Annotated in this window: 11 protein-coding genes; 8 read left to right on the top strand and 3 right to left on the bottom strand. The window is 56.4% G+C overall.

Annotation, left to right across the window (positions count from 1 at the left end; genetic code table 11):
• Window positions 1-307 precede the first annotated feature (307 nt).
• Window positions 308-1,423 (bottom strand): Gfo/Idh/MocA family protein, encoded by a 1,116-nt coding sequence (locus tag KB449_RS23925; protein WP_282910759.1) that lies wholly within the window; start codon window positions 1,421-1,423, stop codon window positions 308-310.
• Between the two features lie 129 nt (window positions 1,424-1,552).
• On the opposite strand from KB449_RS23925, the gene KB449_RS23920 reads away from it, so the two are divergent.
• Window positions 1,553-2,473 (top strand): AraC family transcriptional regulator, encoded by a 921-nt coding sequence (locus KB449_RS23920; protein ID WP_282910758.1) that lies wholly within the window; start codon window positions 1,553-1,555, stop codon window positions 2,471-2,473.
• Complete coding sequence (locus tag KB449_RS23915) at window positions 2,467-2,625, top strand: hypothetical protein (RefSeq protein ID WP_282910757.1); 159 nt, start codon at window positions 2,467-2,469, stop codon at window positions 2,623-2,625. The genes KB449_RS23920 and KB449_RS23915 overlap by 7 nt, the downstream gene beginning before the upstream one ends.
• On the opposite strand, the gene KB449_RS23910 is transcribed toward KB449_RS23915, so the two are convergent.
• Window positions 2,622-3,596, bottom strand: coding sequence for an N-acetylglucosamine kinase (locus KB449_RS23910; protein ID WP_282910756.1), 975 nt, complete (start codon window positions 3,594-3,596; stop codon window positions 2,622-2,624). The two genes, KB449_RS23915 and KB449_RS23910, sit on opposite strands and share 4 nt — an antisense overlap.
• An 18-nt stretch (window positions 3,597-3,614) precedes the next feature.
• Window positions 3,615-4,379 carry a DeoR/GlpR family DNA-binding transcription regulator gene (locus KB449_RS23905; RefSeq protein WP_282910755.1) on the bottom strand — a complete coding sequence of 255 codons (765 nt, stop codon included), beginning with the start codon at window positions 4,377-4,379 and terminating at the stop codon, window positions 3,615-3,617.
• Between the two features lie 204 nt (window positions 4,380-4,583).
• On the opposite strand from KB449_RS23905, the gene KB449_RS23900 reads away from it, so the two are divergent.
• The 6 genes from KB449_RS23900 to KB449_RS23875 all read left to right on the top strand — a co-directional run bounded on the left by KB449_RS23900 (window position 4,584) and on the right by KB449_RS23875 (window position 14,221).
• Window positions 4,584-5,339 carry a sugar isomerase domain-containing protein gene (locus tag KB449_RS23900; protein WP_282910754.1) on the top strand — a complete coding sequence of 252 codons (756 nt, stop codon included), beginning with the start codon at window positions 4,584-4,586 and terminating at the stop codon, window positions 5,337-5,339.
• 1 nt (window position 5,340) lies between these two features.
• Entirely contained in the window at window positions 5,341-6,081 is a 741-nt protein-coding gene (locus KB449_RS23895) for a sugar isomerase domain-containing protein (RefSeq protein WP_282910753.1), read from the top strand.
• A 16-nt stretch (window positions 6,082-6,097) separates the two neighbouring features.
• Complete coding sequence (locus KB449_RS23890; RefSeq protein ID WP_282910752.1) at window positions 6,098-7,234, top strand: beta-galactosidase; 1,137 nt, start codon at window positions 6,098-6,100, stop codon at window positions 7,232-7,234.
• A 180-nt stretch (window positions 7,235-7,414) separates the two neighbouring features.
• Entirely contained in the window at window positions 7,415-7,825 is a 411-nt protein-coding gene (locus KB449_RS23885) for a hypothetical protein (RefSeq protein WP_282910751.1), read from the top strand.
• Window positions 7,826-7,923: 98 nt separating this feature from the next.
• Window positions 7,924-8,358: a HEAT repeat domain-containing protein gene (locus tag KB449_RS23880; protein ID WP_282910750.1), complete on the top strand. Its 435-nt coding sequence runs from the start codon at window positions 7,924-7,926 to the stop codon at window positions 8,356-8,358.
• Window positions 8,359-8,959: 601 nt separating this feature from the next.
• Window positions 8,960-14,221: an S-layer homology domain-containing protein gene (locus KB449_RS23875; RefSeq protein ID WP_282910749.1), complete on the top strand. Its 5,262-nt coding sequence runs from the start codon at window positions 8,960-8,962 to the stop codon at window positions 14,219-14,221.
• Window positions 14,222-14,282: the final 61 nt, after the last annotated feature.

Raw genomic sequence — 14,282 nt, 5'->3', positions numbered from 1 at the left:
CATTGGCGCGCCGGACCTTTTCGGATGCGGAAGCTTTGCGGGTCAAAAACCTGCATGGGTACATGTATTTTCTACCGACCAACGCTGCTCGATGAAATGCCTGCAAATATGCAGGTAATTCAGAGCGGAAAGCCGGAAATTCGCCTGACCGAGGAAAATAACTGCGTATTTGCATCTATCCTGTCCAAAAGGGGAGCTATCGGCCCAAATACATGTATATTTGCAGGCATTTCGGCGAAGCCACGATGCGAGGAGGTACCGCGAGGAGGTAAACGCGAGGAGGTAAACGCGAGGTGCGCATCGATTCTCATAGCCGGTCCCAGCCGATGGCGCGGAACTGCCCGGTGGCGGCCGACTCCGTCGCCTTGAGACAGGACAGCGCGCTGAGCAGGCCGTCTTCGAGCGTCGACATCGGCCGCTCCTTGCCGGCCATCATGCCGATAAAGTTGCGGGCCAGCACGTTGTCGCCGCCGAAGTGGCCGTCGTCGTTTTCGAACTCGTAAGTCTCCACGCGGGGCGTATGATGCATGAATACCTTAATCCTGCCGGTCGTAAAGTCAAACTCAACCGTTCCTTTGTAGCCCAAAAACCGCGCACCCCGGGCGCCGGCCCCGCGGCGCGCAAAAAAGTTTTGCGAATAGGAGGCATGCATGCCCGAGGGATAGCGCAGCAGCGCGCTCGCCGAGTCTTCGTTGCCGGTATCCTCCGCAAAGCAGCAATGCGGCCAGGCATCCGCTTGGGGCAGAAACGCCGTGCTTTCCGGGCAAGTCCGGTTTTCTTCGCAATCGACGCATTTCAAGCCGGCGGGCTTGTCTCCCCTGAATACCTGCTTGGACGTCATCGCGCTCACTTCGACCGGCGACGCGCCCAGCACGGCATTGATATAATCGAAATCGTGCGTGGCTTTTTGCAGAAACAGACCGCCCGTCAGCGAAGGATCGCGGTACCAGGAATGAAAATAGACGCCGCCGTACGGGACATTGTTAATGGCCTGCACATGCTCTACGGTGCCGATCTTGCCGGAATCCACGATTTCCTTCACGGTGTTGACGATGGTCGTCACGCGCAGCGGGAACGACACGACGACCGGACAGTCCGATGCTTCGTGGGCGGCCTTCAGGCGCAGCAGATCGGATAGCGTTGTCGCAACCGGTTTTTCCAGAAACAGCGGGATGCCTGTCGGCAGCACTTTAAGCGCCATTTCCACGTGCAGCGAGCAGCGAGTGCCAATGACGATACCGTCGACGTGCGCATCCCGGAGCATATCTTCGACCGTTGCGTAATACCGGAAGCCGGCGTCCTGGTCGCGTTCTTCGCGCCTCGGATCGACAACCGCGACGAGACGGCACGAGGGATCCTCCTTCAGCATGACCTGCACCATATGCCGGGCTCTGAGCCCGTAGCCGATGACGCCGATATTCATGTTCGACACTCCCTTTGGCTTGTTGAATCGTTCGTATGCTCGTAGTATAGAAGCATTCCAGGCTTTTGGATTTACACAATGCGCACCGCGATTTGATCTATAAGCAGCTTGAGCGGGAGGTATGGCAAGTTGGCGATTGCAGAGGAAGGCGTCCGTCGTTATCAACGCACGCAGCTGAGGCAGCTGATCACCGTAAATCGGCTGATTACGCTGTACTATCTGGAGCTCGGGAAAAACTTCCGGTTCGGCGGAGAGAAGCACGACTTTTGGGAGCTGCTGTATCTGGATCGGGGAGAGATCGTAGCCGGCGCAGACGGGGTCAAGCATACGCTGCGGCAGGGCGAGATCATTTTCCACAAGCCCAACGAGTTCCACGAGTTCCGTGCGGTCGAAGGCTTGGCGCTTAATGCGATCGTCATCACCTTCGATTGCGGTTCCGCGGCGATGAAGCTGTTTGAAAACAAGGTGCTCCGGCTCGGAGAAACGGAACGGGAGCTGCTCGCGCAGATCATCGGCGAAGCGCGGCATACGTTTTGCTTCCCGTTTACTTATCCGCTGAAGCGGCTGGAACGCCCCAAGACGGGCAGCGAGCAGCTGCTGCGCGGTTATCTGGAAATCTTTCTGATCCGCCTGCTGCGGGTGATGGAGGAGAATCGAGCGTCACCCGCCGTCCTGCGCCCGGCGACGCTCGAGAACGGCGACGAGCGGCTGTACCGCGACATCGTTGCCTTCATCCGGGCCAATCTGCATGACAAGCTCGCCGTTGCAACGATTTGCGGCGCGTTTTTCATCGGGAGGGCCCGGCTCCAGGGGGTCTTTCGCAGGCTTGCGGGCGTTCCCGTTATGGAGTACGTGACACGGATGCGGATGGAACGGGCCAAGGCGATGATCCGGGAAGAATCGTACAATATGTCCGAAATTGCGGTTAAGCTGGGCTATGCGAGCCTTCATTATTTCTCTCGGGCGTTCAAGAAGGAAGTCGGCATGAGTCCGTCCGAATACGCCCGCACGGTACAGGCGAGAATGTCCGGAGGGGATGAAGCGTGGTAGGCGGTTCCCGCAATCGCATGCAGATCGACGGGAGACAGACGGGAGACAGACGGGAGACAGACGGGAGACAGACGGGAGACAGACGGGAGACAGACGGGAGACAGACGGGAGACAGACGGGAGACAGACGGGAGACAGACGGGAGACCGTTAATCCAATGGCAGAATGGGAAATGCGAAGTCGTCATACGAAGCATCCGCCAACTGCCGGACATCCATGCCAAGCGCCTCCAGCCCGAGCAAGATGCCACCGACGACGGGGTCGAACTTGGGCGGGATCAGGGCGATGTCCGGGTAGCGTTCCTTGACGCGCCGGCCGAACGAGCGGAACAGCAGCGGACTGGACTTCCAGACTCCGCCCGATACCGTTAGCGGCAAGTCTTGCGCGCTTGTCTTCCCGATCAAGTGCACCATCTGGTCGGCAAGTTGTCCGGCAGCATCCTCCAGAATCCGAGCGGCCACTTGGTCGCCCTCGGCGGCGCACTGTCCGACGAGCGGGCAGAGAGAGGCGACGAGCTTGCGCTGCGCGTTCAGCTTCGCCGCATAGAGCATAATCATGACGTCCAGCAGGCGGGGCGCATTCCACAGGCGCAAAATTCGCTCCAGTAACACCGTGGACGGTCCGCGCCCGTCCGCCATGAGCGAACAAGCTGCCAACGCCTGCTGGCCGATATACGTCCCCGAGCCTTCGTCTCCGATCATGGCGCCCCAACCGCCGACAGCCGAAAAGCCGTCCTGATTGCGCACGCCGGCAAACGATCCGGTGCCCGCCAGCGCGAGGCTCCCGTACCGCTCCTGAATAGCGCCGAACAGGGACAGCGTGAATTCGTCCGAGATATGAACGGCCGTATTCCCGCCGGCAAGGGTGTCCAGCGCTCGTTCGACGATCTCTGCCTGAAGAACGGGCATCGCGGTATAAATTGCCGAGAGGTCCGAAGCTGCGATGCCCGCGGACTCCAGCGCGCGGGTCAGCCCCGAGCGGATGGCCGACCGGATCTCGTCGACGGTATCGAACTGCGAGTTCGTCGATCCCGCGGTCGCCCGCCCCGCAAGCTTCCCTCGTTCGTCGGCGATCAGGCAGCTCAGCTTGGTGCCGCCCCCATCCAAAGACGCGATATATCTCATCGGCCATCCATCCTCCGCCTAAGTCAGGTTAGCGACCCGAACCTCAATGCCCTTCTGCTGAAAAAAGTGGATGAACGGCTCGATCGGCGTTTGATCCGTTACCACGTGCCGAACCTTGTCGAAGCTGCTGATGCTGAAGACAACGTTCTCGTTGTTGAATTTGCTATGGTCCGCGAGCACGACAACCTTATCGGCGGACGCGATCATTTTGTTGCGAATGGCCGCCTCCTGCACGCTCGTATCCCGCAGCCCTTCCGGCAGAAGACCCTTCGGCGCGATGAAGGCTTTGCTTACCCTGAGCTTGGCTATCATCTCTTCGGCGAATGGGCCGACGAACGACTGCGTGTACGGACTCAGGGTACCGGCGATGCCGATCACCGTTCCGTTGCGGTATTCCTTCAGCTTGTCGAAGATCGGGATCGAGTTGGTAATGACCGTCACGTTGCTCATCCGGGCAATCGCGTCCGCCATTAGAATGGTCGTCGAACTGGAATCGAGGAAGAGGCTGTCGCCTTCTTCGATCAAAGCGGATGCCTCGTGCGCGATCGCCGCCTTGATGTCGCTCAATAATTGAGATGTCGTGGAAAGCGGCTGCACGTCTTCCCTCAGGATGGACGCGCCACCGTAGTTTTTCGTAATCTTACCCTGCTGCTCGAGCAGCTTGAGGTCGGACCGGATGGTGACTTCGGATACCTGGTACATGCTGCTGAGTTCGGCAACCGAGATGAATTGACGATCCTGGGCCAGCTTATAGATCTCGTCTCTTCTTTGCGAAGCGAACATCGGCGATCTCTCCTTGCGTGTTGCGATATACGGACGGATTTATGAATGATTTTATATCAAAAGCTTGCGATCCACAATGAATGATGAAATAAATATATAAATTGACAGGTGTAAAATCAGGGAAATATAATAAAATAATAAATGATCGAAAGAAATCGAAAGGTTTGGCGTATTCCGAACTGTTACTCTATTCCGGGGAGGCGCATGGTTATCCTTGCACAACCGTTCGATCTCAAGCAAGTCTACTTTCAGAAGATTAACGAATTAATTCAGCGTGTGGAGCAAACGCAAAGCCGGGTCATCGATCAGGCGTCGGCCATTATCGCCGATGCGGTCGAGCGGGGAAGTGGTCTTCATGTATTCGACACCGGTCACATGCTGGACAGCGAATTGATCGATAGAGCGGGCGGGCTGTACAGCTTCAAGCGGCTCTCCATGAAGTTCGAGATCGACAACGATGTCCGCAAGCGTCCCGAGGACGGGGAGAAGGACCGCAGCCTCGAAGGTCTGATGAGGTATGCGTTAAAGTCGAGCAACGTCCAGCCCGGCGATGTTCTTGTCATCGGGAGCGTATCGGGCAAGACCGTATTTCCCGTGGATCTCGCGTTCGAAGCCCGGCAGCTGGGCGTCACGGTCATCGCGCTGACGAGCCTGACTTACTCGCGGCTGTTGAAGAGCGATCACTCCACCGGCAAAAGGCTGTTCGAGCTGGCCGACCTGGCGATCGACAACTGCGCGCCCGCGCTGGACGCCATGATCGAGGTGCCGGACATGGACGCGCCGATCTGTCCGGCTTCGGGCATCTCTTCGGCCGTCATCATGTGGGCGATCGAAGCCAGGACGGTCCAACTGCTGCTGGAGCGGGGGATCAAGCCGACCGTGCTCAAGTCGATCAATAACCCCGGCAGCGACAAGTTTAACGAAACGCAGATGCTGCGCTACCAAGAGACGGGACATTGAGATGGACCCGATCGCGGAATACTGCGAGTGCGTAACCGAGGCGGTACGGCGGATTCAAAGCGAGCAGCGCGAGGCGATGACCGCCGTCGCGGCGCTGCTCGCGGACAAGGTGGCGGACGGGCGGTCGATTTACATTACCGGCTGCAGCCACTCCAGCATCTTCGCCCAGGAGGTGTATTACCGGGCCGGCGGGTTTCTGCTCATGAATCCGATCCTGCTGCCGGGCATGACTTTGGACGTTCGTCCGGTCACGCTCACGAGCCAATATGAACGAATATCGGGCATCGCCGAAGCGGTATTGTCCGGCTCGCCGATCCGGGCGGGGGACGTCCTGTTTATCGCTTCGGTGTCCGGACGCAACGACGTTCCCGTCGAGATGGCCGTATGGGCGCGGGACCGGGGCATATCCGTCGTCGCGTTGACTTCGATGGCATACTCCGGGGCCGTAACGAGCCGGCATGCCAGCGGGCTTCGCCTGTTCGAGGTCGCGGATCTCGTCTTGGATCTGATGTGCCCGGAAGGGGACGCGGTGCTGGATATCGCGGGACTGCCGGTCAAGACAGGCGCGATCTCCACGGTTACCGGCATTACGATGATGCACGCGGTCATCTCGGAGACGCTGCGGCTGCTGGTCGAACGGGGCATGACGCCGCCGGTGTTCATGTCGGGCAATCGGGACGGCGGGGACGATTACAACCGGGCGCTGCTTGCGCAGTACAGGTCGCAAATCCACTATATGTAGGCAGGGGGAACGGGGCATGAGCAAAGCTGATTTTGTCGGCGCGCAAACTTTTCCGGTCGGAATGTGGGTGCCGCCTCCGGCATCCGAGATTTCCGTCGAGCGATACAAGGAGATCCGCGACGGCGGGTTTACTTTTGTAATCGGATTCAGGGAAATCGAGGATGGCGAAGAGACGGTGATCAAGGCGCTCGATTGCGCCGAGGCGAACGGCCTCAAGTACCTGGTCAGCGATCCGCGAGTAAAAAACCTGGCATTGTCCGAGTTATCGGAAATGGGACCGCTCGTCGCTCCTTATTCCGCGCATCCCGCCTATATGGGGCACTTATTCTTCGACGAACCGGGCGCCGAAGAATTCGAACGGTTGGCCGCGCTTGCCGACAACTATTACGCGCATGTGCCCGACGGCCTGGCGTACGTCAATTTGCTGCCCACCTATGCGAAGCCGCCGATGTGGGGAACGGATACATACGCGGATTATGTGGAGCGATTCCTCAGCACGTTTAAGCCGAAAGTGTTGTCGTACGACCATTATCCTTTGCTCATGAATAAGAACAAACCGGACTACTTTGCGAACCTATGGTCGATTAGCGAAGCGTGCCGCCGGCACGACGTGCCGTTTTGGCTTTTCATTCAGACGCTGTCGTTCAACGGCAAATACAGGGAACCGAATGAAGCGGAGCTGCGTTGGCAGGTCAATCTGAGTCTCGCCTTCGGCGCCGTGGGAATCCAATACTTCACCTACTGGTCGCCCGACGATTGGAACAACGAGACGTTCGGGGAAGCGCTCATCCGCAAGGACGGCTCCAGAACCGAACAGTACGACCGCGTCAAGCGAATCAACGAAGAGCTGGCCGTCGTCGGTCAGGTGCTGCAGTCTTTGCGGCCGGAAGGCATTCTCGTGCGCGGGGAGATTCCGGACGGCGTCGAGCGCGTGTTGCCGTCCTTCGGACCGGTGGCCGGGCTGGAAGGGGACCCGGTCGTCGCGGGCTGCTTCTCCGCCGACGGGGAGCCCGATTCGTTGTTCGTGGTCAACCTCAGTCACGATAATCAGGCCGAATCGATTATTGTCTTTGATCAGGCGCCTTCGGTGACGATCCGCCTCGAACCGGGCGCGGGCAAGCTGATTCGGCTGCGGGAGACAAACGGAGCGTAGGAAATGTGCGGAGTGCATGATGGAATGCATCTATGGAGCGCATGTATGGAGCTGGAGAGCGTCCTTGATGGGGCGCTCTTTTTATTTGGCGGAACAACTTTATTCAGGACCTCCTCAGCGATGTAAATATTAAGAACAACTCATTCGCACAAGTGCATTTTTATCAGGAGGGGAGAACTGATGTTAGGAATTAAAAACGTTGAATTAATAACCGCAAAGATAAATGATTTTACCATTGGGGATTTGAAATTTGTCACAGCTTTGAATTATAAGGTTGAAATCGATACGGTTCATTTATTCGATGAACACAACCATGCGAGCCTGATCATTAACTTTGTCTTGGTACCCAAATATAGCGATGCTCCCAAATACATGGTCACCATTTGTTTTAAGAAATTAGGCAGCGTTCATTTGTCTGCGGATGGGACTGTCATTCAATTGAGCGGTTTTGAAATATTGGATATTGCGGATCGGGGCTGGGACGCTATAAAGTATCTGGTCAGGGACTTTGAAAACGAGGATACATTTAAGTTCTATTGTAATGAAATTGAAGTAATCGGCATTGAGGAGATCGAATGGATCGTTGGTTAGGGCGCAGCGTGTTGCTTGTTAGAAACGAAGCCTATACTATATAGAGCAGGGTGCGTGCCAACTTGCGCTTACAATTACAATGGACGGGATGGATTCGATTGAGCATAGATGAAGCAAATAAAGAGCTGCCTCCGAATTATGAAGAGCTGAAAGGAGCCGCGAATCGGACGTCCAGCTGGAGAGAACGTTTGAAAGCGGTAGAAGAGCTGGGTCAGTGGAACACGCCTAAAACGATCGATGTGCTCAAGCACAGATTAAACAACGACACGGTCTACCTCGTTCAAGAGGCCGCGTACCGTATGCTTAAGCAGTGGGGCGAAGACGTTCAACCGCCGACTCGGAAAACGGGCGATTTGATCAAGGGCGTCAACAAAATCCTGGTGCGCATTAAAAAAAGCTTGCCTGCTGGCCATTCCTTTGAAGAATTTAAAGAGAAGCTGAAGAAGATGAGACTCGACGTCTATGACGCCTATGAAGGCGAAAGAGGCGCTGATTTTGATGCGTGGCTGGAAAAAGTGTGGGCTTCGTTATAATGAGATAGAACAACGCCAGATCCAAAGCCAACTCCCCGGTCGGGAGTTGGTTTTTTTGCGCGCGCTTCGGATGAATGAAGTCTCCCGGAGGGGATGCAGATCACAAAGCCTGCAATTGTGCATCTATTTTCTGCCGAGCAGCGGCGCTCGATGAAATACCTGCAAATATGCAGGTAAATCTCGAAAAAGGAAGCGGCAATCGCATGAGATAACGAAATAGATGTATATTTGCAGGTATTCTCTCTGAAATGGGGCCACATAGACGAAAAAGATGTATGGTTGCAGGTATTTCGACCAAACCGCCCGAGCGCAGTCCAAGACCAGACCAGACCAGACCAGACCAGACCAGACCAGACCAGACCAGACCAGACCAGACCAGACCAGACCAGACCAGACCAGACCAGACCAGACCAGACCAGACCAGACCAGACCAGACCAGACCAGACCAGACCAGACCAGACCAGACCAGACAAGACAAGCACATACGACGGACAGTGCCGTACATCAATATTATTTTATATTGACATAATACAAATCTAAAAGATATATTTTGTTATGTAATAATATGCTTGAACTTGAATTTATCCTTCGGAGGTGTGTGATGAAGAAAAAGATGTTGAGTTTTTTGGTAGCGCTAACAATGGCGGGGTCTGTACCTGCTTATGCGGCAACGGATCCCGTGACCGACCCGCCGGTCGTGCGTACGACATTCCAGACGGCGGCGGCAGGGGACAATGAGAGCGCCCACGTATTGGCGGATTCGGTGATGGTTTATGTAGGCGAGCCTGCGTCGATCCAGTCGAAGGTTTCGGCTTGGGCTAACCGGGGATATCAAGTGGATGTGATGATGGCTTTAAATCGGGACATGAATTATTACAAACGGGGGCTCTATGACGGCGTAGAACACGAGGACGAAATTCAGAAGGATAAGAGCGGGAATCTCATCACCCACTCGACCAGCGTCGATGTCCCTTATATGGTGCCGACGGAGAATTGGAATAACTTCATTTATTCCATGGCGAAGACGAGTATTGATGCAGGCGCCAGACGGATTGTGTTCGAGGAGCCGGACGTGTTCATCAAATCCGGCTATTCCGACGCGTTTAAACGAGAGTGGCTGGCTTATTACCGGGAAAATTGGGTGGATCCTTCTTCCTCGAAGGAAGCGGAGTTCAAATCGCAAAAGCTCAAAGTATATTTGTGCTATCGTGCGCTTAAAGAAGTATCCGAACGAATCAAGGCGTACGATCCGGACGTCAAAGTATTGGTGGCCTCGCATACGGCGATCAGCTACCTCATGTACGGGATCACGACGTCAAACTATGACTATTACAACATCCCGACGATCGACGGTTATATTGCGCAGGTATGGAGCGATACCGCGCTTGTGCCGGTTCCGACGAACGGGACGAGCGAACGGCGGGTTTTTGAATCCGCTTACATCGATTACTCTTCTTTTGCCCATTTAAAATTGGACGATGACGGCAAGCAGCTGTACGCGTTGGCCGACCCGAAGGCCGATACGCCGGGATATAGCTGGACGGAGTACGAGCAGTTTTATAAAACGACCATTGCCGCGCAGCTGATGCAGCCGCAATTCAAACAGTTTGAAGTCGTGCCGTGGTCGGAGCGCGGCTTTGCGCAGGCGCCGGGGACTTATAAGACGATCCAAACCAATGTGTACCGGGCGCTGCAGGATATGTACGACAAATCCGCAACGATCGAGGCCGGTACGCAGGGGATCGGCATCTTGTATTCGGATACGATCTCGCAAATGTCGACCGTAGGCGCAGTCCCGTCCTTCTACGGCCCGATGGTTCCCTTGGTGGCCAAAGGCATACCGCTGCAGGTGATTCCGGCGGAAACGTTGACCAGGCCGCATGCTTTGGCCGATACGAAGGTGTTGTTCGTCAGCTATGACGATTGGAAAGCGATCGAAGGCAACGCGGGTGCCGGAAACGGCACGGGCGCTAAGGTGAACGACGCTTTACGCGACTGGGTGAAGGCCGGCGGCGTTCTGGTGTACACCGGGGGCTCCGGCAGTACGGACCAATTAAACGAGTGGTGGACGGAGAAGAATCTGTCTTCGCCGAAGCAGGATCTATGGAACAAGCTTGCGTTAAATGTAACGGGCGAGCGAGCTTCCGACGGTGCGAACGATGTCGCGCTGCAAGCCTCGGGCGGGATCGGCGCATTCGGCGGGCGTTCCTCGATCAACGTTCCGAAGCGATTTACGGTGACCTCGGCGGAGCTGGGCCCCGGCGCGACTTCGCTGTACGCGGCGAACGGCCGGTCCGTTGCTTATGAGCAAGCGGTCGAGCAAGGCAAGGTCATCGTCGTTGGCGTATCGCCCGATTACTTTGCTTCCAGCCCGGTGGCTTCCCAGCTCATCCGCGATATTGCGAAATATGCGGTGGAGCAAGCGGGCGGAACGTACGCCGAGGCGAATCTGTTGAAGTCCGTCCGCGGACCGTATACGACGATTCAAGTGATGGATCGGCCCGAGCAATTGCAATTGCAAGGCGCCTACATCGATCTGTTCGACGACCGGCTGCAGGTTGTTACAGGCATGACGGAGATGCAGCCCCGTACCAATGCGATGCTGTACGACATCAATGACAGAGATGCGGTTAAGCCTGAGGTGTTGTTCGCTAGCGGCGACCTGACGGATGTCGTGGAAAGCGCGACGGAAACCGGCTACAAGCTGGCCGGTACGCCGAATTCCCGTGCGAGCGCCAGACTGGGCGCGCCTGCCGGGCTGTATCCGGAGACGGTGACGGCAACGGATGCCGCAAACGAACCCGTAACCGTATCGACGGAATGGGAGAACAGCTCGAGGACGCTGCTGATCCGGCACGATCATCAGAAGCAAGGCGTGACCATTCGTGTTCGGTGGTCGAGCACACCGGTACCCGATTCTTCGCCGGTCGACTTTGCAGAGAAGCGCGTGGAGACGAATCAGAATGATCGTGACGCCGCCTATAAAGTCCGTTATACCGGCGGCCAGCACCCCGATTTTAGATATACGGACCACGATCAGGAGCTTGTTTATAAATTCGACGTCCGTCAATATCCGCAAGCCAGCCTGATGCTGGAGATCGCGAACAACTACGTCATCAGCGTCTCCGGCGACGATGCGGCCTGGACGGAGCTTTTCCGGGCGGACCTGGATGACAACGGAGAACCGGTCGTCGGAGGCGCGAATAAAGGCGTACGAAGGATCGGCAATCTGGCCCAATACGCGAATGCCGACGGCGAAGTCTACGTGAAAATGACAAACGCGGACCCTTCGAGAGGGTACGGTCCCGTTATGTACAGCTTCACGCTTAGTTACGAAGAGCGCATTGCGCCGTTTATCGTGCGCGCGAACGATACCTTGAACATCCAGCCTGGAGAGACGAAAGCCCTGGAGCTGGCCGTGACGAATCGCGATACGGCAGCGCATCAAGTGGCGATGTCGATTCTTCCGACCGTGAAGGATACCTTGTCTTTCGTTCCGGAATCGGCTGCAGAGGGAGACTACCTGGTCGAAAACGCGGGCTCGGCGATATCCGGAGGGGCGCGTTACGCAGATGGAACCAACTACTTCGTATACAAGATCCCCGTGCCGCAGGACCTGGGCAACCCTGTATTAAAATTGGCTTTGTCCAACCGGTTTGAGGTTTCCTTGTCCTCCGATGGAACGAATTGGAACGTTGTAGATTACGAACCGGACAGCGCCGTAGAGGGAAGCACGAACAACAGGGAGCGCAGCTATCCGGTCGGCGGCTATCAGGGCGATGTCGGATCCGTCTATGTCAAAATCGGCGATCATTATGGACGGGGCTGGGGCGGCATGCTCCACAGGCTGACGCTATCCGGCGATAGCGAACCGGAGCTGGCGATCGCTTTTCCGGACAATAACCTGGAGATTCAGCCGCATCAGACGCGAACGATTCGCGTCCAGGTCACGCCGAATACGGATATTGCCTCTTCTTCGCCGCAGCAGCCGATACGTCTGTCGGCAGGCGAGATCGGAGTCGATTACATGCTGCCGATCAATATCAACTTCGTTAAACCGGTCTATGCGGGCAATTGGGCGTCCTCGCCGATTACGGTAGACGGTGTCGTGAATGAAAGCGAATGGAGCGACGCGAAGGACATCGTCATTAATCAGCGCGACCCGGATCTGCTGCGCTATGGCGCGTTGTGGGGGAATACGGGGACCATAAACGCCAAGTATCGGCTGAAGTGGGACGACAAAAATCTGTACGTACTGGAGCAGCGGGAAGACAGCGAGTTCCTGTTTACCGAGACGGGCGCCAATATGTTCAGCTCGACGGCATCGATGCTCTTCCTTGATATCGACCGCAACAAGTCGGGGGCGGCCTACCGGTCGGGCGATTATGCAGTCCTGTTCACGGCCGGCGGACCGGATTCGCAGCCGCATGTCTTTATGAGGCAGGGAGAGGACGGAGGGGTGCAACAATATCCGTTAACCGATGCGGCTATTCAATCTACGATTGATCCGGAGGCGCACAAGTACGTGCTCGAGATGGCGATCCCGTGGGACGCTTTGCAAACGACGCCTTTCGTTCCGGACAATGACCGGCTCGTGGGGATGAGCATGCTCGCGACTCGCAAGCTCAGCGGCGACGTATGGGGACAGCTCATGTGGATGGGCAATGGCGACGACCAGGCGAATTGGGCCGATATGAAGCTGGTCGGCAAGCCTGCGCCGGAGATCCCGCCGACGGCGCCTGTAGTCGCAAGCAAACAACAAACGGTTACGGAAGCGGACCTAAAAAATGCAAAGGATGGCCTGATCAGCATTCAAGTGATGGAAAATAAGGAATCTGTGCTGCTCCCGACGAACATAGCCGACCTTATCGGTTCGAATCGTTTGCAAATCGCGCAAAACCATATGACGATCTCGTTCTCCAAGGCGCAGCTGCAAAGCATCCAGGGCGCCGCTACCGGCTCGCAGGCCAACGGCGCGCAGATCCGTATCTCGGCAGCCAATATTCCGGACGAGAAGGTTGCGACGATCGTTCAAGGTTTAAATAAGGGATCGGTTCATGTAGCTGCGGCCAGCGACGTCATTGATTTTCAGCTGAACGTCGTTGCCGGCGACGGCTCGGTCCTGCCGGTAACCGCCTTGGCGGAGCCGTTAACGCTCACGTTGAAGGTCAATCCGGATGCGAATCCGGGCTTGTTAGGCGCGTACGAAGTGGCTGCGGACGGAACGATGACGTATATCGGCGGAACATTAAGCAACGGCGTCATGGCTTTTAAAGTTGATCATGCAGCCCATTATGCGGTGCTGGCATATGATAAATCGTTTTCGGATGTGAGCGCGGGCTTCTGGGCCGGCGAAGCGATTAAAAATATGGTTGCCAAACATGTGATTGAAGGGGTTTCCGATACGCGGTTCGATCCGCAAGGCAACATCACGAGAGCGGAATTCGCGGCCATGATCGCGCGCGCATTGACGTTAAAGGCCGTAAATAACGCGACATTTAATGATGTCGACGCCGCGAAGTGGTATGCGGACAGCGTCGCCGCCGTATACGAGGCCGGCATCGTGCTTGGACGCAGCGCGGCGTTATTTGCGCCGAACGATACGATCACGCGCGAAGAGATGGCGGCGATCGCCATTCGCGCTTACGAATACCGGAAGGGAAAGGAGGGGGCAGTCGCAGCTGCGGATTCTTTTGCCGACATGGCTCAGATTAGCGTGTGGGCACAAAACGCAGCGCATAAAGCGCGGGAACTGGGCTTCCTTGACGGACGCGGAAATAACCGCTTCGCGCCCAAAGAAAAGCTGACCCGGGCGGAAGGCGCGCAGGTTTTGGCCAAAATGCTGGCTGGCCTCCAATCCTAACAAAGCAAAAAACCACCCTGCCGCAGCGCTTGGAAGCTCGGCGGGGCGGTTCGTTTGTTCC

Source organism: Cohnella hashimotonis (assembly GCF_030014955.1).
GTDB classification, from domain to species: domain Bacteria; phylum Bacillota; class Bacilli; order Paenibacillales; family Paenibacillaceae; genus Cohnella; species Cohnella hashimotonis.
This window is presented reverse-complemented; position numbering and strand designations above follow the sequence as displayed.

Coding starts and splice junctions, on each gene's coding strand:
- KB449_RS23925 (WP_282910759.1), bottom strand. CDS start 1,423: ATGAATATCGGCGTCATCGGCTACGGGCTCAGAGCCCGGCATATGGTG.
- KB449_RS23900 (WP_282910754.1), top strand. CDS start 4,584: ATGGTTATCCTTGCACAACCGTTCGATCTCAAGCAAGTCTACTTTCAG.
- KB449_RS23905 (WP_282910755.1), bottom strand. CDS start 4,379: ATGTTCGCTTCGCAAAGAAGAGACGAGATCTATAAGCTGGCCCAGGAT.
- KB449_RS23910 (WP_282910756.1), bottom strand. CDS start 3,596: ATGAGATATATCGCGTCTTTGGATGGGGGCGGCACCAAGCTGAGCTGC.
- KB449_RS23890 (WP_282910752.1), top strand. CDS start 6,098: ATGAGCAAAGCTGATTTTGTCGGCGCGCAAACTTTTCCGGTCGGAATG.
- KB449_RS23895 (WP_282910753.1), top strand. CDS start 5,341: ATGGACCCGATCGCGGAATACTGCGAGTGCGTAACCGAGGCGGTACGG.
- KB449_RS23885 (WP_282910751.1), top strand. CDS start 7,415: ATGTTAGGAATTAAAAACGTTGAATTAATAACCGCAAAGATAAATGAT.
- KB449_RS23875 (WP_282910749.1), top strand. CDS start 8,960: ATGAAGAAAAAGATGTTGAGTTTTTTGGTAGCGCTAACAATGGCGGGG.